Origin of the sequence: Salininema proteolyticum (assembly GCF_042685645.1) — a bacterium.
Classification (GTDB): Bacteria; Actinomycetota; Actinomycetes; order Mycobacteriales; family Micromonosporaceae; genus Salininema; species Salininema proteolyticum.
Map to the genome: position 1 here is coordinate 1,517,701 of NZ_JBHUNX010000001.1, position 21,696 is coordinate 1,539,396.

The 21,696-nt window shown below is 70.1% G+C and carries 18 protein-coding genes, 1 pseudogene and 1 riboswitch; of the genes and pseudogenes, 4 read left to right on the forward strand and 15 right to left on the reverse strand.

Going from position 1 to position 21,696, the window contains the following annotated elements; all coding sequences use genetic code 11:
* Positions 1-4 precede the first annotated feature (4 nt).
* From ACFTE1_RS07140 to ACFTE1_RS07170, 7 genes and pseudogenes are all read right to left on the reverse strand, one after another.
* Positions 5-2,033, reverse strand: a pseudogene (locus ACFTE1_RS07140) (magnesium chelatase subunit D family protein).
* Positions 2,030-5,851 (reverse strand): cobaltochelatase subunit CobN, encoded by a 3,822-nt coding sequence (cobN, locus tag ACFTE1_RS07145; protein ID WP_380625769.1) that lies wholly within the window; start codon positions 5,849-5,851, stop codon positions 2,030-2,032. Before cobN ends, ACFTE1_RS07140 begins: the two are co-directional and overlap by 4 nt.
* A complete protein-coding gene (locus tag ACFTE1_RS07150; protein ID WP_380625771.1) occupies positions 5,851-7,416 on the reverse strand; it encodes a cobyric acid synthase in 1,566 nt (521 codons plus the stop codon). Before ACFTE1_RS07150 ends, cobN begins: the two co-directional genes overlap by 1 nt.
* Complete coding sequence (locus ACFTE1_RS07155; protein ID WP_380625773.1) at positions 7,413-8,345, reverse strand: cobalamin biosynthesis protein; 933 nt, start codon at positions 8,343-8,345, stop codon at positions 7,413-7,415. Before ACFTE1_RS07155 ends, ACFTE1_RS07150 begins: the two co-directional genes overlap by 4 nt.
* Positions 8,342-8,923 carry a histidine phosphatase family protein gene (locus ACFTE1_RS07160; RefSeq protein ID WP_380625775.1) on the reverse strand — a complete coding sequence of 194 codons (582 nt, stop codon included), beginning with the start codon at positions 8,921-8,923 and terminating at the stop codon, positions 8,342-8,344. Before ACFTE1_RS07160 ends, ACFTE1_RS07155 begins: the two co-directional genes overlap by 4 nt.
* Positions 8,920-9,711 (reverse strand): CbtA family protein, encoded by a 792-nt coding sequence (locus tag ACFTE1_RS07165; RefSeq protein ID WP_380625778.1) that lies wholly within the window; start codon positions 9,709-9,711, stop codon positions 8,920-8,922. Before ACFTE1_RS07165 ends, ACFTE1_RS07160 begins: the two co-directional genes overlap by 4 nt.
* An 8-nt stretch (positions 9,712-9,719) precedes the next feature.
* Positions 9,720-9,905, reverse strand: a complete 186-nt coding sequence (locus ACFTE1_RS07170; RefSeq protein WP_380625780.1) for a CbtB domain-containing protein — start codon at positions 9,903-9,905, stop codon at positions 9,720-9,722.
* A gap of 28 nt (positions 9,906-9,933) precedes the next feature.
* Positions 9,934-10,155: riboswitch (cobalamin riboswitch) on the reverse strand.
* 183 nt (positions 10,156-10,338) lie between these two features.
* Here ACFTE1_RS07170 and ACFTE1_RS07175 point away from each other — a divergent pair.
* Together ACFTE1_RS07175 and ACFTE1_RS07180 are read left to right on the forward strand one after the other, a co-directional pair.
* Entirely contained in the window at positions 10,339-11,064 is a 726-nt protein-coding gene (locus tag ACFTE1_RS07175; RefSeq protein ID WP_380625782.1) for a class I SAM-dependent methyltransferase, read from the forward strand.
* A gap of 203 nt (positions 11,065-11,267) precedes the next feature.
* On the forward strand, positions 11,268-12,449 hold the full coding sequence (locus tag ACFTE1_RS07180; protein WP_380625784.1) for an MFS transporter: 1,182 nt from the start codon (positions 11,268-11,270) through the stop codon (positions 12,447-12,449).
* Between the two features lie 162 nt (positions 12,450-12,611).
* Here ACFTE1_RS07180 and ACFTE1_RS07185 read toward each other — a convergent pair whose 3' ends face one another.
* The 6 genes from ACFTE1_RS07185 to ACFTE1_RS07210 form a co-directional block, all read right to left on the reverse strand.
* The gene (locus ACFTE1_RS07185; RefSeq protein WP_380625786.1) at positions 12,612-13,406 is read right to left on the reverse strand and encodes an ABC transporter permease; all 795 of its coding nucleotides are present in this window, start codon (positions 13,404-13,406) and stop codon (positions 12,612-12,614) included.
* Complete coding sequence (locus tag ACFTE1_RS07190) at positions 13,403-14,341, reverse strand: ABC transporter ATP-binding protein (RefSeq protein ID WP_380625788.1); 939 nt, start codon at positions 14,339-14,341, stop codon at positions 13,403-13,405. Before ACFTE1_RS07190 ends, ACFTE1_RS07185 begins: the two co-directional genes overlap by 4 nt.
* 11 nt (positions 14,342-14,352) lie before the next feature.
* Positions 14,353-15,213 (reverse strand): DUF4097 family beta strand repeat-containing protein, encoded by an 861-nt coding sequence (locus ACFTE1_RS07195; protein WP_380625790.1) that lies wholly within the window; start codon positions 15,211-15,213, stop codon positions 14,353-14,355.
* Between the two features lie 65 nt (positions 15,214-15,278).
* Positions 15,279-15,791, reverse strand: coding sequence for a hypothetical protein (locus ACFTE1_RS07200; RefSeq protein WP_380625792.1), 513 nt, complete (start codon positions 15,789-15,791; stop codon positions 15,279-15,281).
* 113 nt (positions 15,792-15,904) lie between these two features.
* Complete coding sequence (locus tag ACFTE1_RS07205; RefSeq protein WP_380625794.1) at positions 15,905-17,044, reverse strand: RNA polymerase sigma factor; 1,140 nt, start codon at positions 17,042-17,044, stop codon at positions 15,905-15,907.
* Positions 17,045-17,053: 9 nt separating this feature from the next.
* Positions 17,054-17,461 carry a YciI family protein gene (locus ACFTE1_RS07210; protein ID WP_380625796.1) on the reverse strand — a complete coding sequence of 136 codons (408 nt, stop codon included), beginning with the start codon at positions 17,459-17,461 and terminating at the stop codon, positions 17,054-17,056.
* A gap of 534 nt (positions 17,462-17,995) precedes the next feature.
* Here ACFTE1_RS07210 and ACFTE1_RS07215 point away from each other — a divergent pair.
* Positions 17,996-18,379 (forward strand): hypothetical protein, encoded by a 384-nt coding sequence (locus tag ACFTE1_RS07215; protein WP_380625798.1) that lies wholly within the window; start codon positions 17,996-17,998, stop codon positions 18,377-18,379.
* Between the two features lie 219 nt (positions 18,380-18,598).
* On the opposite strand, the gene ACFTE1_RS07220 is transcribed toward ACFTE1_RS07215, so the two are convergent.
* On the reverse strand, positions 18,599-19,126 hold the full coding sequence (locus ACFTE1_RS07220; RefSeq protein WP_380625800.1) for an NUDIX domain-containing protein: 528 nt from the start codon (positions 19,124-19,126) through the stop codon (positions 18,599-18,601).
* Positions 19,127-19,287: 161 nt separating this feature from the next.
* Here ACFTE1_RS07220 and ACFTE1_RS07225 point away from each other — a divergent pair, with 161 nt between their 5' ends.
* Positions 19,288-19,914, forward strand: a complete 627-nt coding sequence (locus ACFTE1_RS07225) for a class I SAM-dependent methyltransferase (protein WP_380625802.1) — start codon at positions 19,288-19,290, stop codon at positions 19,912-19,914.
* Positions 19,915-20,149: 235 nt separating this feature from the next.
* Here ACFTE1_RS07225 and ltrA read toward each other — a convergent pair whose 3' ends face one another.
* Positions 20,150-21,382 carry a group II intron reverse transcriptase/maturase gene (ltrA, locus tag ACFTE1_RS07230; RefSeq protein ID WP_380618290.1) on the reverse strand — a complete coding sequence of 411 codons (1,233 nt, stop codon included), beginning with the start codon at positions 21,380-21,382 and terminating at the stop codon, positions 20,150-20,152.
* Positions 21,383-21,696 lie beyond the last annotated feature (314 nt).

Here is a 21,696-nt window from a genome sequence, read left to right on the forward strand (position 1 = left end):
CTCTCTAGCGTCCCGCGACCAGTTCGATGGTCCGGCTCAGCGTCTCCGAGGCGAATTCTTCCAGGCGCACGCACTTCATGCCGAGGTCTTCGGCGACCGAGCCCGCTCCGCCGGTGCGGACGAAGCCGGACTCGGAGTCGATGACGACCCCCGGCACCCCCTGGCGGGCGATGGCCTCGCTCGCCCGCTCGGCGGACCGCCCGGAGTTGGTCCGCCCGTCGGTGACGACGACCAGCAGCGGCCGGCGCAGCGGGTCCTTGCGGCGGTGGCGCTCGATGACCTCGAAGGACTTGATCAGGCCCTCGCCCAGCGGGGTGCGGCCCCCCCGTCGCGAGGACCCGCAGCGACCGGTCGGCCACGTCCACACTGGAGGTGGGCGGGAGGACCGCCGCGGCCCCCTTCCCGCGGAAGGTCACCAGCGAGACCGCGTCGCGCCGCTGGTAGGCGTCCAGCAGCAGGGAGCGGACGGCGCCCTTGACGGCGGCCATGCGCTTGCGGGCCCCCATCGACCCCGAGGCGTCCACGCACAGGACGATGAGGTGCCCCTGCTTTCCCGCCCGGTCGAAGACGCGGTAGTCGCGCTGCGAGAGCGGAGTGTCCTTGCCCCGCCTCACCCACGCGGTTATCGTCGAGGCCACGGCCAGGTCGCCCCGGCGCGGCGACTCGCCCTCGCGGCACGGGCGCGAACGAACGGCCGCACCGCGAGGCGTCGCACCCCGCGAACGGCGCCCGGCGGCGCCGATTCCGCGCGCGCGGGCCGACAGTCGGGCGACGCGCCCGGCCGGCGCGGCGGACACGATTTGCTCCTGAGCGGCGGGGCCGTCGGCCTGTGACGGCGCCTGGTCCGTCGACTCGTTCGCGGGCGAGTTCTCTGGCGGGGGAGGAGACTGCTGCTCCGGCTCCTGCCGCGACTGCGGAGGCGGCGGGGTCCGATCCGAACCGTCGTCGCCGTCATCATCGCCACCGTCGTCGGGGCCGTCGTCCGGGTCCTCCGGACCGTCCTCCGGCTCCTCGGGCTCGGGCGGCTCGACCTCGTCCAACAGGCGGTCCAGCTCGTCCTCGTCGATCCCCATGTCGTCGAACGGACCGCGGCGCCGGCGGTGCGGCAGCGCCAACAGGCACGCCTCGCGCACCTCGGGGCGCCCCGGCGAGTCCACGCCGTTCCACGCCGCCAGCGCGATCGCGGTCCGCGACGTCACGATGTCCGCGCGCAGACCGTCCACCTCGAACGCCGCGCACACCCGCGAGATCGCCAGCAGCCACCTGTCGGACAGCGCGACGCCGCCGACGTTCGCGCGCGCCTCGGCGATCCGCGCCGCCAGCTCCTTCTCCTCCGAGGAGTACTCCTCCACGAACGACTCGGGACCGGCCTCGTAACGCATCCTGCGGCGCACCACCTCCGACCGCTCCGCCGGATCGGCCGGCGCTCCGGCCACCACCGACAGGCCGAAACGGTCCAGCAGCTGCGGACGCAGCTCGCCCTCCTCGGCGTTCATCGTCCCGACCAGGCTGAACCGCGCCGGGTGCTCCAGGCTCACGCCCTCCCGCTCGATCCGGTTGACGCCCATGGCCGCCGCGTCCAGCAGCACGTCCACGAGGTGGTCGTCGAGCAGGTTGACCTCGTCGACGTACAGCAGGCCCCGGTTGGCGCTCGCGAGCAGGCCCGGCTGGAAGGCCGTGCGGCCCTCCTTGAGCGCCGCCTCCACGTCGAGCGAGCCGACCAGGCGGTCCTCGCCCGCGCCGATGGGCAGCTCCACCAGCGGGGTCGGGACGGTCGTCCGCTCGCCCGCCTTCGCGCACGCCTCGCAGACATCGACGGCCCGCCCGGCCTCGCAGTGGAACGCGCAGCCGGGGGAGACGTCGATGTCCGGCAGCAGCGCCCGCAGCGCCCGCACGGCGGTCGACTTGGCGGTGCCCTTCTGGCCCCGGATGACGACCCCGCCGATGCGCGGGTCGACGACGCTGGCGATCAGGGCCGTCTTGAGCCTCTCCTGGCCGACGACGGCGCTGAAGGGATAGACCTCGGCGCTCATGCGCTCTCCTCTCCGCGTTCTTCGATCAGGCCCTCGGCGGCGATGTAGGAGTCCTGCAGCCTCTGCAGCGTCTCCGGATCCACCTCGCTCCACAGGCCGCGCTGTTGTGCCTCCAAGAGCCGCTCGGTGATGCCGTGCAGCGCCCACGGGTTCGACTTCTCCATGAAAGCGCGGTTGTCCTCGTCGAACACGTAGGCCTCGGCGACGCGCTCGTACTGCCAGTCGTGGACGACCGAGGCGGTGGCGTCGTAGCCGAAGAGGTAGTCCACGGTCGCGGCCATCTCGAAGGCGCCCTTATAACCGTGCCGGTGCATCGACGCGATCCACTTCGGATTCGCCACCCTAGCGCGGAAGACCCGGTTGACCTCCTCCGATAGGGTGCGCGCCTGGGGCCGGGACGGGTCGGAGGAGTCGCCGATGACGGCGTGGACGTCCTTGCCCGTCAGGTGCCGGATGGTGGCGATCATGCCGCCGTGCTCCTGGAAGTAGTCGTCGGAGTCGAGGATGTCGTGCTCGCGCGTGTCGGTGTTCTTGACCGCCACCGAGACGCGGCCCAGATTGCGGTGGAAGTCCTCGTGCGCCTCCACCCCGTCCAGGCCCTTGCCGTAGGCGTAGCCGGACCAGACGGTGTAAACCTCGGCGATGTCGGCGCTGTCGTGCCAGTTGCGCGCCTCGATCAGCGGCAGCAGTCCGGCGCCGTAGGCGCCGGGCTTGGCCCCGAAGACGCGCGCGGTGGACCGCCGGCGGGCGTAGGCCGCGTCGCGCCCCTCCGCCAGCAGCCGCTCCTCGTCCGCCCGGGCGTGCTCCGCCACGAAGTTCCGCCCCTCGTCCTCCTCCAGGGCCGCGACCATCTCCACGGCCCGGTCGACGAGGGCGACCAGGTGCGGAAAGGCGTCGCGGAAGAACCCGGAGATGCGGACGGTGACGTCCACCCGCGGACGCCCCAGCTCTTCGAGGTCGATGACCTCCAGATCCACGACCCGCCGCGTCTCGGGGTGCCACACGGGCCTGACGCCCAGCAGCGCCAGGATCTCGGCTATGTCGTCGCCGTGGGTGCGCATGTTCGCCGTGCCCCACACGACGATCCCCACCGACTCGGGGAACCGGTCCTCGTGAGCCTCGCGGTACTCGGCGATCAGCGCGTCGGCCAGGCGCTGACCCACCTCCCAGGCGAGGGACGAGGGCAGGCCCTTGGGGTCGACGGAGTAGAAGTTCTTGCCCGTCGGCAGCACGTCGAGCCGACCGCGCGTCGGCGAACCCGAAGGACCCGACCGGACGTACTCCCCGGCCAGCCCGGCCAGCAGCTTGTCGATCTCCCCCGAACAGGCCCTGATGCGGGGAATGGCCTCGCGGCAGGCGAAACGCAGCACCTCGGCCACGGACTCGTCCTCGCCGCCCAGCACGGCCGTCGTGACGGCACTCGCCTCGTTCGGGTCCCACTCCGTCGCCGCGATCTTCTCGACCAGTGCGTCGACCAGCGCGTCGATGCGGTCGAGGGCGTCGGAGCGCTTCGCGACCGGCCCCGGCGCGGCCTTCCGGAGGGCGTCGAGGTCGGCCTTGTCCGACTCCATGGCCTGGCCCGGGTCGCTGAGCAGCTCGCGCTCGCTGACGCCGAAGTGCTCGCCGACCTGGGCGCGCAGCCCCGGCATGTCGCCCTGCGGCAACCGCAGGACGGCCTTCAGCAGGCCCTGCAGCTGCGCGTCGGCCGGAACGGAGCCGAAGATGTGGAGCCCGTCGCGGACCTGCATGTCCTTGATCTCGCACAGGTAGCCGTCGACGTGGGTGACCATGTCTCCGAAGTCGTCGGGGTCGTCGGGCATGTCGGCCGCCCCGAGGTCGGTGGCGATGTTCGAGCTGACCAGGATCTCCCAGATCCTCTCCCGCAGGCTCGGCAGCTTGGACGGGTCGAGCAGCTCCAGCTCGGCGTACTCGTCGAGCAGCTGCTCCAGGCGGGCGATGTCGTCGTAGGTCTCGGCGCGCATCATGGGCGGCACCAGGTGGTCGACGATCGTCGCGTGGCCGCGCCGCTTGGCCTGCGTCCCCTCGCCGGGGTCGTTGACCACGAAGGGGTAGAACAGCGGCAGGTCGGTCAGCGTCGCGTCCGTGGCGCACTCGCTCGACAGGCCGACTCCCTTGCCCGGCAGCCATTCGAGGGTGCCGTGCTTGCCGATGTGGACGATGGCGTCGGCCTGGAAGATACGCTCGATCCACCAGTAGGCGGCCATGTAGTGGTGGGTGGGGGCGAGGTCCGGGTCGTGGTAGATCGCCACCGGGTTGTCGCCGAAGCCGCGCGGCGGCTGGATGGCGAGGACTACGTTGCCCAGGCGCAGGGTCGAGGTGACCAGCGACTTCCCGTCCGGTGCCAGCAGCACCTCGCCGGGGGCCGGGCCCCATTTCTCCTCGACGTCCTCCCGCAGCCCCTCCGGGAGGCGCGCGAACCACTCCTTGTAGTCCTCGATCTCGACATGCGCCTCGGCCTGCGCCAGCTGCAGGTCCGACAGCTGCTCGGAGTCGAAGCCGCCGCGCGCGATCATCTCGTTGATCAGCGCGTCGGAGTCGTCGAGCCACGTCTCCAGGCGGTCGTCGTCGCCCAGCCGGTAACCCTGTTCGCGCATGGCGCGCAGCAGCGCCGCCGTCGAGGCCGGCGTGTCGAGCCCGACGCCGTTGCCGATGCGGGAGTGCTTGGTCGGGTAGTTGGACATGACGATGGCGATGCGCTTGTCCTCGTTGGGGACCAGGGACAGGCGGGCGTAGCCCAGCGCGATCCCCGCGACCCGGGCGCAGCGTTCCTCGTCGGGCACGTACCGCACCAGCGGCCCGCCGATGCGCTCGTCCACGCCCGTCGTCTCCTTGAAGGAGAACGGAACGGAGATGATCCGCCCGTCGAACTCGGGCATGGCGATCTGCATGGCCGTGTCCAGCGGTGAGAGCCCGATGTCCGACTCGCGCCAGTCCTCCCTGGCACCGGTGGCCGCCAGGGCCTGCACGATCGGAATGCCCAGGGTGTCCAGCGCGCCGGGCTTCCAGCTCTGCTCGGTCAGAGCCCCCGCCTGCTGACCGTGCGCGCCGCCGGCGGCCAGGACCGTCACGATCAGCGCGTGCAGCTCGACCCCGGCCTGCTCGGCCAGCTTGAGGACATCGATCGCGCCGTCGGCGTTCTCCCTCAGGGAATAGCAGTACAGGCCCACCGCCCGGGCCCCCTTCGCCTCGACGGCCTCGATGAGCGCGTCGATGAAGGCCGTATTGCCCGCCAAGAGGTGCGAGCGGTAGAAGACGACGCCGACGACCGGCCGCCCCTCCTCGATCCCGCTGAACGGGTCCTCCAGGCGGGGGTGGTAGACGCCGACCTCCGGCGCGTCGGCCGGCTCGTCGAAGCCGAAGCCCTTGAGCAGCAGGGTGTCCGCGAGGAAGCGGAACAGGTGCTCGGTGTTGTCCACCCCTCCGAGGCGCAGGTACTCGAACGACTGCGCCACCACGGCCGTCGGCGCCGTCGACGCCTCGGTCAGCTCGGCGTCGGGGGAGGACTCGCCCGACAGCGCCACCAGCGCAGCACCGCTCTCCGCGCACCGCGCCCGCAACCGGTCGAACAGGTCCGGGAACGCCGCACGCCCTCCCAACAGCCGGGTCACGACGATCTTCACGTCGCCCATCGCCTCGTCGAGCCAGCGCTCGAGCGCGGCCCTGTCGTCCTTCGGCGCACGCGCCGGGTTGAGCGCGCGCACGGCGATCGCCTCGCGGTCGAGGCGCTCGACCGCCGAGGCCGCCGCGAGGATCTCCGTGTCGGCGGTGGACAGGTACAGGATCGTGTCGGTGGCCATCAGTCTCGCTCCATCTGCTTTCTCAGGGTCTCTGTCAGCGGCGCCCCGCCCGGCGGTGCGACGGGCAGGTCGGGCGGCGGTCCATTGGAGATGATCCCCTCCAGGGCCGCCGTGTCGAGGTGCTCTTCCAGGACGTCGGCGAAGGCGTCCACGCGTTCGCTCCGCAGCCGCGCGAAGTCCACGTCCCCGGGAGTGAAGTCCAGTCCGCGCCGGCGGGCCACCTCGCCCAGGAAGGCGCGGCGCAGGTCGTCGTTCTCGAACAGGCCGTGCCAGGACGTGCCGTGCACGGCGTCCACGACGCAGCCCTCCTCGGCCCCGTCGCCGTCCACGAGCCAGGCGTCGCCCGCCAGTCTCTTCGGCCTGCCGTGCCGGATGGAGTAACCGCCCGCCACAGGCCCGCCGAGGACCGTCGCCCGGCCCTCGTGCCGGCGCAGGGTCTTCTCCTCGTGGAAGACCGTCTCGACCGGCAGGAGCCCCAGGCCCCGCACCAGCCCGGCGCCGGACTCCACGTCGTCGTCGATGGCCTCGCCCAGGATCTGGTAACCGCCGCACACCCCGAGGATCGGGCCTCCCAAGGCCGCGCGCTTCTCCAGCGCCGCGTCGATCCCCAGGCCCCGCATCCACTCCAGGTCGGCGACGGTGTTCTTCGTTCCGGGCACGACGACCAGGTCGGCCTCCGCGACCTCGGCCGGATCGGCTGTCATGGACACGCGCACACCCGGTTCGGCGGCCAGCGCGTCGAGGTCGGTGAAGTTCGAGATCCGGGGAAAGCGCACCACCGCCACGTCGATCCCGTCGCGCCCCAGCGGGGGAGTGGAGGGCCGCGAACGGTCGAGCGCCAGGGAGTCCTCGGCGTCGACCATGAGCCCCTCCACGTGCGGGACCACGCCCAGGCACGGCCGCCCCGTCAAGATCTCCAACTGCTCGATGCCCGGATCCAGGACCGCCCGGTCGCCCCGGAAGCGGTTGATGACGAAACCGCAGACCAGCGCCTGGTCCTCGGGCTCCAACAGCGCCAGAGTGCCGTACAGGGCGGCGAAGGCGCCGCCGCGGTCGATGTCGCACACGATGACGACCGGCAGCCCGCACTCCCGGGCCAGCCCCAGGTTCGTCAGGTCGAAGGGCCGCAGGTTGATCTCCGCCGCGCCCCCGGCCCCCTCGGCGATGACGAGGTCGAAACTGTTCTCCAGGTTCGCGAAGGACTCCGCCACCACGGGCAGCAGGGCCTTCTTCCTGCCGTGGTAGTCGCGCGCGCCGGCCTCGAAGGCGGCCTTCCCCCTCACGACGACCTGCGAATGGCGCTCGCCGGTGGGTTTTATGAGGATGGGGTTCATGTCCACGTGCGGCTCGACGCCCGCCGCGTGGGCCTGGGCCGCCTGGGCGCGGCCGATCTCGCCTCCCTCGGGCGTGACCGCCGCGTTGAGCGCCATGTTCTGGGCCTTGAACGGCGCCACGGAGATGCCCCGCCGCGCGAACAGGCGGCACAGCCCGGCCACGAGGACGCTCTTTCCCGCGTCCGACGTCGTTCCGGCCACGAGCAGGCTTCCCGTCAGTCCTCGGTTCATCGCTTCCGCCTCCTCGTCATGAGCGCTCCCGCCACCGCGAGCCCGGCCGCCGCGGCGCCCACGGCCCACGACAGCTTCCTGGCGCGCTTGATGTCCTCTCGCGCCGGGGCCTTTCCGTCGCCCATGGCCGGACGGGAGTCCTCGGCGTCGCCGTAGGAGTTGACCGACCCGCCGAGCCGCAGGCCCAGGGCGCCGGCGAAGGCCGACTCCACCTGGCCCGCGTTCGGGCTCGGGTGTCGGGACCCGTCTCTTCTCCAGACCCGCAGCCCCTCGGCCGTGCTGCCGCCCGCCACGGGTGCCAGGACGGCGGCCAGGGCGGCGCTGATCCTTGCCGGGACAACGTTCGCCAGGTCGTCCAGCCGGGCCGAGGCCCAGCCGAAGTTCCGATAGCGGGACGTCTTGTAACCCACCATCGCGTCGAGAGTGTTGACCGCGCGGTAGGCGGCGATCCCCGCCGGTCCCGCCGCGAATACCCACCACAGTGGAGCGACGACGGCGTCGGAGGTGTTCTCCGCCAAGGACTCCACCGTCGCCTTCGCCAACTCGTCTCCGTCCAGCTCGGCGGCGTCCCTGGCGCACAAAGAGCGCAGCGCGAAGCGGGCCCGGGAGAGCGAACCGACCTCCAGGGGACGGTCGACGCCGTCGGCGGCGCGCAACAGCGAGCGGCCTCCGAGGGCCGCCCACGCGGTGGCGGCGGTGAGGACGACGGTCCAGCCTCCGCTCGCGCGGCGCTGGAGGATCCAGACCGCAGCCGTGGGAACGCCGACCGCGACGGCCGTGTAGACCGCGCCGGCGGCCCGGCTGTCGGCGTAGAGGACGCGTTCGAGCCGCATCGCGGCCTGCCCGTATCCGGCCACGGGGTGGAAACGGCGCGGGTCGGCGAAGAGCGCGTCGGCGAGGGCGCCGAGCGCGATGCCGGCCGCCCTCATCGCACGGGCTCCTTGCTGAGCGCGCGGAGCGACCAGATTCCATCGTGCGCGGTGAAGGTCGTGACGCTCCCGGGCATCGGGTCGATGCGCCACAGGGACGTCGACGGGGCCTCCAGGACCGACAGCACGGCGGCCTTGATCGGTCCGGCGCTGGTGACGACGAGAGTGGTCTCGCCGGTCGCCGCGAGGTCCCGCATCGCGGACTCGACCCGCTCCTTCAACTGCGCGAAGGTCTCCCCGCCTGGCGGGGAGACGCCGAAGGGGTCCTCCAGCCAGCGGCTCATGTCGTCCGGGTAAAGTTCGGCGGCCCGGGCCAGGCTCAGGCCCTTCCACTGTCCGAAGTCGAGCTCGCTCCACCGGCCGTCGACGACCGGGTCGGCGTGCCCGGCCAGTTCGGCCGTCTCCAGGCACCGCCGCAGCGGGGAGGAGGCGGCCCGGTCGGCCTCCAGCCTTCCGCACCAGTCGGCGACCAGGTCGCGGCCCTTCGCGTCGAGCGGTTCGTCGGCGGCGAAGAGGCTCCGGCGGGTCGCCGATGTCGGGCCGTGCCGGAGCAGGTGGACGGTGGAGCGACGGCTCATGCGGCGGCTTCGGCTTTCTTCTCGGTCCCGGCCGCGGCCTTGTGCGAGGCGCGCAGGTTCAACCACGCGAACACGGCGGTCAGGGCGGTCCACAGGATCAGTTGGGTGCCCATCGAGGAGAGCCGGAAGTTCCACATGACGTCGACGGGGAAGTCCCCGGCCGATTCGGGCGCGGGCAGCGCGAACCACGCGCCGCCCAGAACCACCACGGCGGCGAGGCCCACGGCGACTTGGCGGGCCTCCCGCGACCAGTGCTGCGAGCGCAGGAAACGGGCCACCGCCCAGAGGACGAGCAGCGCCGCCAGGCCGATGCCGAGCGACAGGGTGAACAGGCCGGTCCGGTTCGCAATGGTGCCCGGGTCTCCGACCGCGGGCGGGTTGGCCGGGTAGGCGAGGGCGGGGAAGAGGACGACGGTGCCGTAGACGGCGGCGCCGGCCTTCCAGGAGGCCGCCCATTCGTCAGCGGTCTCCATGCGCCGGCGGGCGAGTCCGTAGCCGAGGCCGAAGACGCCGCCGAAGGCGGCGCCCACCAGGCCGGTGGCCACCGGGAGCATCGCCTCCTGCACGGGCCGGGAGACCAGTTCCCCTTCGTCGTGTCCGTGGGCGCCGGCCTCTTGTTCGGAGCCCGCGTCATGGTCGTGCGCGGCCTCCTGTTCGGAGGCCTGTTCTTCGAGTTCGATGGCGTCGCGGACGGCGGGTTCCCCGGCCGCCCAGGCGAAGAGGCCCGCGAGGAGCCCAGCGAGCAGTCCCGCCGCCAGTCCCCGGCGGAGGTAGTCGGTGATCGTCATGGCTCCCCTTAGTGGCAGGGGAAGCCGAGAAGGTGGCGGGCGTCGTGGAAGGCCTCGTGGAGCCAGGGCGTGCCGCCGGTGAGAGTGCCCTGCTCGAAGCCCACGGCGTACAGGACGGCCGCGAAGAGGACGACGGAGAGGGCGGTGATGAGAATTCGGCGGGGCGAAGCCGCCGCAGCGCTGATGGCAGTCATGTTTCCTCCACGGGGAATACCTCGTCCCCGAGAATCGGGACAGCGAGTCAGTATCCTGGCTATCGGATCGCCGTCCCCCGCTCAGCCTTCCCGGTCTCCCAGTGGCTATTCTCTGTCCGATCGGACGCCTGAGGCGCCCGGAGCGAGAGACTCCCCGAATACAGTGGCGGGACCGCCGCGGATTCGCACCGCGTTCCTGACTACCGCTATCTAGAGTCGAGATCACTCTACACACCGGCTCGCGCACTGTAAACCCACGGCCCGAGCGAACGTGAGCCATTCGCGCAACACCAGCTAGGCGCCCCTGCGAGGGGTCTTCAAAGGACTTTTCATTTCGCCCGCGTCCATTTTCCTATTGCAAACAGTACGTACGTATTGTTAGAATTGTGGAGACGGAACCCCGTCCAGAACCGCTCAAAGGAGAGGGACGACGATGACCCAGAACTTCGGTACCGAGGCCGACCTCTACGACTCCATCCGCCCCACCTACCCCGCCGAGGCCGTCCGGTACATGCTGGGGGCCGAGCCCCTCACCGTCGCCGACGTCGGAGCCGGGACCGGCAAGCTCACCGCCGGCCTTCTCGCCGAGGGACACACCGTCACCGCCGTCGAACCCGACGGGCGCATGCTCGCCAAGCTCCGGGAGAACCACCCCGGGGCCCGCGGGGAGGAGGCCCCGGCCGAAGACCTGCCCTTCGCCGACGCGTCCCTCGACGCCGTCACCGCCGGACAGGCCTTCCACTGGTTCGACAAGGAAAAGGCGCTCACTGAGTTCCGCCGCGTCCTCAAGCCAGGCGGCGTCTTCGCCCCCGTCTGGAACGTTCGCGACGAGGAGTACGAGTGGGTCGCCGCCATGTCGGAGATCATCGGCTGGTCCTCGGCCGAGTACGTCGCGCCCCTCGCCACCGCCGGAGACTACTTCGCGCCCCAGTTCCCCGACCAGGAGTACGCCGTCTTCCGCTTCGCCCTGCCCGTGACCCGCCGCGGGCTCGTCGCACTGGTCCGCTCGCGCTCCTACTACATCGACGGCACCCCCGAGCGCCGCGCCGAACTCGACGAGGGAATGGAACGGCTCCTCGACACCCACCCCGACCTCAAGGGCCGGGAGAGGATCGACCTGCCCTACAAGGCCTACGCCTTCCGTCTGACGGCCGGCTGAGCCCGGTACCCCGCCACCTCGGACGGAGAGACCTCCCCAGGGGCGTACGGCCGTCGGGTGGAATCCCACTGTCTCGAGTCCTTCCCTGGCGCCGGACGGCCGTGGGTTGGTCGCACCCTGTCCCGGCACCCATGTCGGAGAGGGCCGTCGATACCCTCATATCGACAGTCCTCTCCGTTCACGCGTTCCCGGCAGGTCCCCCCATGCTCTCCGATCCCTTCCGGCGCCTGACCTGCGCCGCCGTACTCACCCGCTTCGCAGACACCGGCCACACGGCCGTGTTCGCCCTCCTCGCCGCCCGTCTCACCGACGACCCCCGCCTCGTGTCCGCCGTCGCCGCCTGCTCCTTCCTCCCGTGGGTCCTCTTCGGACTCGTCTCCGGCGCGCTCGTCGACCGCCACTCTCGCCGCCGCCTCTTCCTCACCGCCGACCTGGTCCGCGCCGTCCTGGCGTTCGCCCTCGCGACCCTGCTCTTCACCGGACACCTGTCCCTCGCGGCCGTGTTCATCGGCGCCTTCGCCATGACCGCCCTGCAGACGGTCTCCGACAGCTGCCTCAACAGCCTGGTGCCCGCCCTGGTCCGAGCCGACGGCCTAGGCCGGGCCAACGCCCGCCTCAGCATGGCCCAGAACGGAATCGGCCGCCTGGCCGGAGCACCCGCGACCACCGCCCTCCTCGCCTGGAAGGGCCCCTCGGCATTCCTGTTCACCGGGGCGGCCTTCCTGTGCTCCGCCCACCTCGTCCGCCGGCTCCCGGACTCAGAGCCGGAACGCCGTGCCGAACCGCTCAGGCGCGACCTCCATGCCGGACTCGCCTGGATCAAAGGGACTCCGGTCGTCGCGGCCTTCGTGACCACCGTCGGGATGACGAACTTCGCCTCCGGCATGTCGACGGGAGTCCTGCCCGTCCTGGCGCTTTACGAGCTCGGAATGTCGCCCGCCGCCTACGGTTTCCTAGCCGCGGCGGGCGCCGCCGCGATGATCGAGGGAAACTACTTGGCCGGAAGGCTCCTGGAGCGTATGGGGGCCGGAACGCTCGCGGTCCTCTCCGTCGCGGTCAAAGTGGGCGGGTTCGCCCTTTACGCCTTCGCCGCGTCCGTATCCGCCGCGCTCATCGCGGCCGCGATCCTTGGCTTCACCGCCGGCGTTTGGAACGTGGCGAGCATGACCGTGCTGATGCGCCTGATCCCCGACGAGCTCCGGGGCAGGATCCTCGCGGCCTATAAGACCGTCGCCACCGCGCTCTTTCCCCTGGGGGCGCTGCTCGCCGGATGGATCGCCCACGCCCTCGGCGTCCGCTGGGCCTTCGCGGCGGCAGGGGTGCTGGTCATCGCCGCCGCACTCCACTTGCGAGTCCGCTCCTCCCGCGGCCCGGGCCGCGCCTGACCGCACACCGACGGCCCCGGACTCCTGTGCACACGGAGAGTCCATCTTCGCGAGGTCGTCCTCCAACCCGGCGGACCCGCATGCGCTCGCGCACACGAAAAGTCCGGGCGGCCCGCACTCCCGCGCGCCGCCCGGACCCGTTCCTGTTTCCCGTCAAGTCATTCAGGCCACGGTCGACGCGCTCTCGAACTTGGCGCGCGACCAGAGGTATCCGATGAGGGCCAGCCCCGCGCACCAGGCGACGGTCGCCCAGGTCGCGGCCGTGTCGGGGTGTCCGGTGAGGAAGCCCCGCAGCGACTCGGTCATCGGGGTGAAGGGCTGGTACTCGGCGAACCAGCGCAGTCCCGTCGGCATCGTGTCGGTGGGCACGAAACCGCTGCCCAGCATTGGCAGGAACATCAGCGGTATCGGTATGGTGCCGGCCATCTCCAGGGTCTTGCTGATGACGCCCATCGCGGTCGTGATCCAGGCCAGCGCGAAGCCGACCAGGGCGGTGCTCCCGAGGACTCCCAGCCAGTCGAGGCCGACGGCCTCCGTCCGGTATCCCATGAGCGCGGCGACCCCGAGGATGACGGCGATGCCGGCGACCACCTGGATCGTGGAGCCCAGGACGTGTCCGGTGAGGATGGAGCCCCGTGAGATGGACATGGTGCGAAAACGGGCCACGATGCCCTCGGTCATGTCCTTGGAGACCGAGATCGTGGTCCCCTGGGCCACCGTCCCGGCGGTCATGAGCATGATGCCCGGGACGACGTAGGCGAGGTAGTCGGCGCGCCCTCCGGAGGCGCCGGGCAGTCCGTCGCCCATGGTGCTGCCGAAGACGTAGACGAACAGCACCAGCAGCAATACGGGCGTGGCGAGCAGCGGGATCGTCATGGACGGGTAGCGCTTGATGTGGACGAGGTTGCGGCGCAGCATGGTCGCCGAGTCGCGGATCGGGTGGGCCTTGGTGCTCATGGTGTCTTCTCCAGGTGGGGCTGACCGGTCAGCGTCAGGAAGACGTCGTCCAGGTCGGGTGTGTGCATGGACAGTTCGTCGACCTCGATGGAGGCCGCGTCGAGGCGGTCGAGCAGGGCGCGCAGCGCGGGCATGCTCCCGTCGCTGGGAATCCGCAGCGTGTTCGCGTCTCCGCCCCGGGTGGCGTCGTCGAGCGCCCGGGCGGCCGCCTCGAGGGCGGCCTCGTCGGCGAAGTGCAGGGCGACGTGTCCGCCGGGAATACGGCGCTTGAGCTCGGCCGGGGTCCCCTCCGCCACCAGGCGGCCGCCGTCGAGGACGGCGATCCTGTCGGCGAGCTGGTCGGCCTCCTCCAGGTACTGGGTGGTCAGGAAGATCGTGACTCCGTCGGCGACCAGGCGGCGGACGATCTCCCACATGGTGCGGCGGCTGCGCGGGTCGAGGCCGGTGGTCGGCTCGTCGAGGAAGATGGTCTTCGGGGAGCCCACGAGAGTCATCGCCAGGTCCAGTCGGCGCTTCATGCCGCCGGAGTAGGTGCTCGCGGGCTTCTTCGCCGCGTCGACGAGGTCGAAGCTCTCCAGGAGGGCCGCGGTGGTCCGCCGTCCGTCGCGGCGGTCCAGGTGGTGGAGGTCGGCCATCAGCCGGAGGTTCTCCTCACCGGTCATGAGCCCGTCGACCGCGGAGAACTGGCCGGTGACCCCGATGGAGTCGCGGACGGATCCGGGGTCGGAGGCGAGGTCGTGGCCGTGGACCGAGGCGCTTCCCCCGTCGGCCTTCAAGAGCGTCGACAGGATGTTGACGGTGGTGGTCTTGCCGGCGCCGTTGGGGCCCAGCAGCGCGAAGACGCTGCCGGCGGGGATGTCCAGGTCGATGCCGTCCAGGACGGTCTTGTCGCCGAAGGACTTGCGCAGCCCGGCGGCCGCGATGGCGGTGGTCATGCCTGTTCCTTTCACTGGTGTTCGGTGCGGCGGATCGTGATGTCGCCGTAGGAGGTGCGGGCCTTGACGCTCACGACGGGGTCTTCGGGCCCGGGCTCGCCGGAGTTCTCCAGATGGCTGTTGACGGCTCCGGCGGCGGCGTGGACGTCGAGCCATGCGGCGGTGCCCTCGCCGACGCCGACGTCGATTGATCCGAGCGAGGTCTTGAGCTCGGCGGTGCCTCTGGTCATCTCCTCGACGCGGACGGTTCCCTGCGCGCTGGCGGCGTCGACGTCGCCGTCCACGCGGCCGATCGCGATGTCGCCCATGGACGTGCGTACCCGGGCGTTACCGCCGACCTCGTCGACGGTGCACGGTCCCTGGGAGTTCTTGAGCTTCACTGATCCGGCCGCCCGGCCGAGTCGCAGTTTTCCCATGGACGTGGTCAGGTGGGCGTCCCCGTCCACCTGGTCGACCAGGATGTCGCCGCCCGCGTTCAGTTTCAAACGGTCGGCGCGCTCGATGCGCACGTTCCCCATACCGGACCTGATCTCGCAGGCGCCGAGGCGGCCCGTGGCGTCCAGGGAGGCCACGGACCCGATGCCGAACCCGGACAGGCCGGATCCGGAGGGCAGGGCGATGGCGAGCGTGACCGCTCGGCTCTTGTTCTTCCAGCCCATGTACTTGTGGAAGGCCGGGCCCTTGACGGTGAGGGTGCCCTTGGACAGGGCCACCTTGGTCTGCTCGGCGGCCTCCACGTCGGACTCGTTGCCGGGGTCGGCGGGGGCCACGGTGACCTCGGTGGTGTCGCGGTCCTCGGCCGTGACGGTCACGGAGGCGACGAGCAGGTCGATCTCGACGTCGATGGGTTCGGGAGTGTCGAAGGAAGGCATGTCGGTGTCCTTTCGGGGTTCTCGTGGTGCGGTGTTGAAGTGGTGGTGTCGTTCGGCGGGGGCGGCTAGCGCACCCAGCCGGTGAGTCGGTTGGAGCCCGATGTGGTGACGCGCGGTGCCGACGGAGTGCGGTTCGGGGTGTCGAGAACGGTCGCCGCCGCCCGGACGAGCCAGGCGTTTGCCGAGCGGCCCTCGCGGTCGGCGGCCTCCTCGATGCGGGCCTTGAGCCGTTCGGGCAGCCTCAGGTTGATTCGCGTCATCGGGCCGTCGTCGCCCTCGGTCGGTGCCGTAGTGGCACTACTTGGCTCAGGTGTCTCCGCCTGGGGCTGCGGCTCGGAGGCCGGCTGGTCGACCGCGAAGGAGGGCTCGCCTCCCCGCAGCCTGACCTCGACCGAGCCCGGCGCCATCTCCAGAGTGATGTCGTCGGCCGCCGTGGAGAGCGCGTTCAGCAGCATCAGGCGGATCGTCGGGTCGAGGGCCGCGGCCATTCGCTCGGCGACCTCCCGGTTGGCCCCTTCGGGGTCGGCGGCTGCCGCCAGTTCGCGGCGGGCGCTCTCTACAAACGGTGTCAAATCCATGGCACCAGTATGGCACGTTCATGGCACCATCGCAAGTTCTCGCGGCACGAAATTGTGCCCGGCTCGATCGAGCCGGGCACGGGGGGAATGCGGACCTCCGGGGTGGAGCAGTGTCAGGACGCGGTGTTGAGGCGGGCTGCCTGGCGGATCAGATGATCGCGTTCGGCCAGGTTGGAGGCCTTTCGGGCGGCCTCGGCGTACAACCGCGCCGCCAGTTCCCGGTTGCCGTCGTGTTCGTGGAGGTAGGCCGCCACGGCGGTGTAACGGGGCAGCGAGTCGTCCAGTGGCGCGAGTGCTGCCAGACCGGCACGCGGACCGTCGGCCTCTCCGACGGCCACCGCGCGGTTGAGTAGGACGACGGGGCTGCCGGTCAGACGGGCGAGCTCGTCGTACCACTCGACGATCTGCGTCCAGTCGGTCTCCTCGGCGGCGGGGGCGTCGGCGTGGAGAGCCGCGATGGCGGCCTGCGCTTGGAACTCGCCGAGCCGGTCGCGGGCGAGGGCCGCCTGGAGGATGGACACGCCCTCGGTGATCGCGTCGGTGTCCCACAGGGCGCGGTCCTGTTCGGCGAGCGGCACCAGGCTCCCGTCGGGGGCGGTTCGGGCGGCGCGCCGGGCGTGGTGGAGGAGCATGAGGGCGAGCAGACCCGCCGCTTCGGGATGGTCGACGGCGGCCGCGAGCTGCCGGGCGAGCCGGATCCCCTCGGCGGCGAGGTCGATGTCGCCGGAGTATCCCTCGTTGAAGACCAGGTAGAGGACGCGCAGCACCGTGGCGACGTCTCCGGGCCGGTCGAAACTCCGGCCGTCGACGGTGCGTTTGGCCCGGCTGATGCGCTGGGCCATCGTGGCCTCGGGGACCATGTGGGCCCGGGCTATCTGCCGGGTGGTCAGGCCCCCGATGGCGCGCAGGGTGAGGGCGACGGCGGAGGCCGGCGTCAGGGACGGGTGGGCGCACAGGAAGTAAAGCCACAGCGTGTCGTCCGCCGGGGCGGCGGGGCCGGGCGGCGGTTCCTCCTCGACGAGGTCCTCCCGGCGCCGGCGGGAGGACTCGGATCGGGCGGCGTCGAGGAACCGGCGCCAGGAGACGGTGACCAGCCAGCCTTTCGGATCCCTCGGCGGATCGCCCGGCCAGGTGCGCAGGGCCTCTATCAGGGCGTCCTGGACGGCGTCCTCGGCCGCCGCGAACCCGGCTCCGCGGCGGACGAGGATCGCGAGGACGTTCGGGATGAGGCCCCGCAGCAGTGATTCGTCCATGGAACGAGGCTATTCCGTGATGGTGGGCGCCTCGCCCAGGAAGGGGCGCAGCTCGAGCCATTCGTGGATGGGCTCTCCGCCCGCGCCCGGCGCGGCCGACAGTTCCCCGGCCAGCTCGAGGGCGCGGTCGTAGGTGTCCACGTCGATGACCATCCAGCCGGCGATGAGGTCCTTGGTCTCCGCGAACGGGCCGTCGGTGACCGGTGCGCGCCCTTCGCCGTCGTAACGGACGAACGTGCCCTCGGGCGCGAGCGCCTGGCCGTCGACGAACTCGCCGGTCTCCTCGAGCCGGGCGGCGAAGTCCTTCATGTACTTGATGTGCGCCGAGACCTCCTCCGGGGTCCACTTGTCCATGGGTACGTTGTTGACGGCGGCCGGAGCGCCGCGGTAGTGCTTCAGAAGCAGGTACTTGGCCATGATCGTCTCTCCTTGGTGCCGGTGCGGCCCGTTCGGCCGCTCTCACCAGGGTGACGGAGCCGGTCCCGGTTTTTCGACATGGTCGGCGGAATTCCCCGTAACTTTTTCGCCGTGTCCGGAAGTGCCGCCCATGAGCGACCCATGCGCGGCCCTGTGCCCCGTCCGCTGCCGGGGTGCGCCGGGTGCGGTCCGTCCCCGGGGCCGCCTGGAACTGTCGGAGGCCCGACAGAAACACCGTCAAAGGGGTCCCCGGTGGTGTTCTTCCGCCGCCGTCCGCCGATCCTGATCCGGCGAAGGCCTGTTCGATTCCTTCCCTGTTGTGCCGCTTGAAGAGCACGGATGATCGCATGATAGAGGCGCCCCGAGGGTCCTCTGTTCGCCTTGCGCCCGAGCGTGTCCGGGATGCGAGAGAGCATTTTCTTCCGTGTCCCGCCTTGACTCCGCAAGCCAGGTGACTTAAGTTACCAATACGTATAGTTACTAAATAGTAACTCGTCAATGTTCTTGCACTGCAAGAGAAAAGAGGAGTACATCATGTCCGCACACGCACTCGAATCTCACCTCGGCGGCCGTAGCTTCCAGGAGCGCCCGATCCCCCGGGAGGCCGCCGCCGTGGCGACCTACTTCTTCGACATCATCACCGGGAAGCGCCCGTCCCACGGCGCCCGGAACCACGCGGCCACCACGGGCTGGCAGGCCCTGCAGTTCTGGAAGCGGGCCGTCCGCTCGGCGGTCCGCGACGTCACCGTCGTCAAGAAGTACACCTTCGAACCCGGAACGGCGGAGTTCCTCTTCCGGTTCGACGTGGAGAGGAGGCCCAAGTTCGCCTTGATGCAGTTGCGGCAGATGGGGTTGCGGTGGCAGCTCTCGGATCTGGTCCTGGTGGAGAACGGGGCGCGGCGCCGTAACGCGAGCTGATCAGCGGGAACGTCGTGGGGCCGGTCCGGTTTCCGGTCGGCCTCACGGCCGCAATGACATCAGTGCGACCGCAAGGACCCGTCGGCCGCTCCGAAACGGTCCGCGGAATCGCCGGGGAAGAGCCGGAGACAGGGCCGATCCTGCCTCAAGGAGAAAACGAGGCCTCCCGCGGTCTTCGACCCGGAACCCGGGTCGCGCCGCCGCCCCGCCCTCGGCCCCCTACTTCGGGCGTCCTGGGGCGCGGCGCAGCCTCTCGACGTGGGAGAGGATGCGGCCGCGGTCCTCGGGGAACCAGGACTCCCACTCCTCGTCGAGGGAGAACCACCGCGCCGCCTGGCCGGGCTCCGGCCGCAGCGGAACGTCGGGAGAGACCAAGGCGGCGTAGACGAGCCCCAGCGTGGGCTCGATATCCGGGTGGTAGTCGCGCACGACGGCGGCGGCCGGCGTGACGAAGAGGGCGGCCTCGACGCCCGTCTCCTCGAAAAGCTCCCGGGCGGCGGCCTCGCGGGGCTCCTCGCCGTTCTCGACCATGCCGCCGGGAGCCACCCAGCCGCGAATACGGTGCCGGACCAATAGGACCCTGGCCAGGTCGGAGTCGACAACCCACGTCTCGGCGGCGAATGGAGGGACGCCCCGCTCCATGGCCGAGTCCAGCCAGGCGCCGGCGTCGTCGAAGACCGTGCCCGCGAACGCGATATCGGCCCTGGCGGCCCTCAGCGTGCGTTCCCCTTCGTCACCTGCGTACATTCCGGTCACCGTAGGCCGCCTCTCTTGTGAGTCGCGCCCGAGTCTAACCGATCGGCCATTGTGAATTTCGAGGTAGGGGCGTAAACACCCCGAGACGGCGCGGCGTCGCCCCGCCCGGCCTCCGGTGACACCCCGCCGCGAAACGAGTAACGTGAGCGGCTGTGGCAGTAGAGAATACGACAGGCGGCCCCTACGAGCCGCTGGCAGAAGTGTACGAGGAGTACACGCAGGACATCCTCCTCGGACAACCCTTCGACCGCGCCATGATGGCGGCCTTCGCAGAACTGGTCGGAGACGGCACGGTCCTCGACGCGGGCTGCGGCCCCGGGTACGCGACCGACCACCTGAGCGGGCTCGGTGTGACGGCGAAGGGTGTGGACCAGTCTCCGGAGATGATCCGCCTCGCGACGAAGGCCTACCCCGAGTTGGACTTCTCCGTCGGAGACATCGCGGATCTGGACGAAGAGGACGGGGCGCTCGCGGGAGTGCTGGCGCGCTACTCGACGATCCACATGGAGCCCGAGGATGTCGCTCTGGCGGTCCGTGAGTTCCACAGGGTGACGATCGAGGGCGGATACGTGTTGATCTCGTTCCAGTCCGACACCGAGGGAACCGTTCCGACCGCCTTCGACCACAGGGTGGCACAGGCTTACCGGTGGCCGGTGGACGCGATGGCCGAGCTCTTGCGAAGCGAGGGGTTCGCCGAGACCGCCCGCCTGATCCGCGTCCCGAAGGAGGACGAGCGGGGCTTCCCGCAGGCGCATCTGTTGGTGTGCAAGGAAGGGTGACAGGGTGAGCCACTCCCAGTACCGGTTTCACCGGTACTGGTTTTACCGGTGACCGGTCACCGGTGGGATCGCTCCACGAAAGACAGGTGAGAAAAAACTGGGACAGGCCGTAACCGGACCGTTCCCCGCTCGTTGAACCTCTAAGCATAGTCGGGTGGCGCGGCGGAACCTCCCCGCCGCGCTCCCACAGATCCGGACGTGACACTCTCGCGTCATCCGGCTCCTGCAACACCGGTCAGCGTGCCATTCTCGTCACCCAACGCCAATGCTCGAAATAGGCGGGGTACTCCTCGACGACTTGACACCAGCGGCGGATAAACCGCTTCCAGCTCCGAAACCGTCGATACTTTTTCCTCACCCACTTCGCCAGCATCGCGTTCAACTGTCCCAGAAGCGGATAGAGCTCGGAGCGACCGAATGACCCGTAATAGTTCATCCAGCCCCGAACGATCGGGTTGACCAACCGGGCGATCTCATCGAACCCCCGATCGGTTCGCCTGCCGATCCGCCAAGACCGCATCACCTGCGACATCCGTTTACGCGCCGCTCTACTGACAGCAGGCGAAAACGTCGTCATCCGCTCCCCGTCCCGGCGCCATCCTCCCGGCCTGCACCGGAAATCGAACCCCAGGAAAGTAAACGACCGCGGGCCACTCCATCGAACGTCGCGGTCATTTCCGCAGTAGACGATACGAGTCTTCTCCGGATGGAGCCGCAAACCCACCTCGGTCATCCTCACCTCCAGCGAAGCCAGGACTTTCTCCGCCTGACGCTGCGAAACGCAGTGAATCACCACGTCATCGGCGTAACGCTCGAACATGACCATCGGATGGGCACGTTCCAGCCAGGAATCCAGCGCCCAGTGCAGGAACAGGTTCGCCAACACCGGCGAGACCGGTCCCCCTTGCGCCAGCCCCCGTTCACGCGGTGCAACATCCCCGTCGGCATCGATGACCTCGCAGGCCAGCCAGCGGCGCACATAAAGCACCACCCAAGACGGAAGCCCAAGGGCCTCCACCGCCTTCACCAGCAGGTTCCAGTCCACCTCGTCGAAGAACGAGGCGATATCAACATCGACCACCCAAGACCGTGACCAGCACCGATCCCGGCAAACCTTCACGGCCTCCTTCGCTGAACGGCCCGGTCGAAACCCGTAGGAGTCGGAGTGAAACAGAGGTTCCACCACCTCCTCAACACGCTTCGCCACCACCGTCTGAGCGATCCTGTCGGCCACAACAGGTATGCCGAGAACCCGCCGACCACTGCCTGCGGGCTTCGGTATGGACACCGACCGAACCGGCTTAGGGAAATACGATCCCGACGCCATGCGATTCCAGATCTTGTACAGGCCTCCCTGCAGTGTCTTCGCATCACGACCGAAATCGTCGATCCCCACGCCGTCGGCTCCGGCGGCTCCGCCGTTACGGGCCACCGCCAACCAGGCGGCCCATACCTCCTCCCGGGACACGTCAAAAGGCTTCCCGGTCGCTGACCGTGATTCACTCACGGGGTTCCTCCCATCGCTGGTTGACCCAGTAATCTGAATCTGTATTGCCGGTCCCCTTCGCTCCACTCCCACCGCGCCAGCAAGAGGTTCGCCACTACTACGAGACCGTCCGCAATCCCCTGCCCGCATCGGTACTCGATTCCTCGCCGGCTAAGGCTCGGAACACTCCCTTCGCATCGAGCGAGGATCTTCCCACGTTCCATGCAGCCGCAGCAGACTGCGTTCACGCCCCCTTTACGCCGGATGCCGCCTGGCCAGTAAACGGGTTTCTGCCA

Bases quoted from the DNA above. Each gene is read 5' to 3' on its own strand.
- cobN (WP_380625769.1), bottom strand. From the start codon at position 5,851: ATGGCCACCGACACGATCCTGTACCTGTCCACCGCCGACACGGAGATC.
- ACFTE1_RS07150 (WP_380625771.1), bottom strand. From the start codon at position 7,416: ATGAACCGAGGACTGACGGGAAGCCTGCTCGTGGCCGGAACGACGTCG.
- ACFTE1_RS07155 (WP_380625773.1), bottom strand. From the start codon at position 8,345: ATGAGGGCGGCCGGCATCGCGCTCGGCGCCCTCGCCGACGCGCTCTTC.
- ACFTE1_RS07160 (WP_380625775.1), bottom strand. From the start codon at position 8,923: ATGAGCCGTCGCTCCACCGTCCACCTGCTCCGGCACGGCCCGACATCG.
- ACFTE1_RS07165 (WP_380625778.1), bottom strand. From the start codon at position 9,711: ATGACGATCACCGACTACCTCCGCCGGGGACTGGCGGCGGGACTGCTC.
- ACFTE1_RS07170 (WP_380625780.1), bottom strand. From the start codon at position 9,905: ATGACTGCCATCAGCGCTGCGGCGGCTTCGCCCCGCCGAATTCTCATC.
- ACFTE1_RS07175 (WP_380625782.1), top strand. From the start codon at position 10,339: ATGACCCAGAACTTCGGTACCGAGGCCGACCTCTACGACTCCATCCGC.
- ACFTE1_RS07180 (WP_380625784.1), top strand. From the start codon at position 11,268: ATGCTCTCCGATCCCTTCCGGCGCCTGACCTGCGCCGCCGTACTCACC.
- ACFTE1_RS07185 (WP_380625786.1), bottom strand. From the start codon at position 13,406: ATGAGCACCAAGGCCCACCCGATCCGCGACTCGGCGACCATGCTGCGC.
- ACFTE1_RS07190 (WP_380625788.1), bottom strand. From the start codon at position 14,341: ATGACCACCGCCATCGCGGCCGCCGGGCTGCGCAAGTCCTTCGGCGAC.
- ACFTE1_RS07195 (WP_380625790.1), bottom strand. From the start codon at position 15,213: ATGCCTTCCTTCGACACTCCCGAACCCATCGACGTCGAGATCGACCTG.
- ACFTE1_RS07200 (WP_380625792.1), bottom strand. From the start codon at position 15,791: ATGGATTTGACACCGTTTGTAGAGAGCGCCCGCCGCGAACTGGCGGCA.
- ACFTE1_RS07205 (WP_380625794.1), bottom strand. From the start codon at position 17,044: ATGGACGAATCACTGCTGCGGGGCCTCATCCCGAACGTCCTCGCGATC.
- ACFTE1_RS07210 (WP_380625796.1), bottom strand. From the start codon at position 17,461: ATGGCCAAGTACCTGCTTCTGAAGCACTACCGCGGCGCTCCGGCCGCC.
- ACFTE1_RS07215 (WP_380625798.1), top strand. From the start codon at position 17,996: ATGTCCGCACACGCACTCGAATCTCACCTCGGCGGCCGTAGCTTCCAG.
- ACFTE1_RS07220 (WP_380625800.1), bottom strand. From the start codon at position 19,126: ATGTACGCAGGTGACGAAGGGGAACGCACGCTGAGGGCCGCCAGGGCC.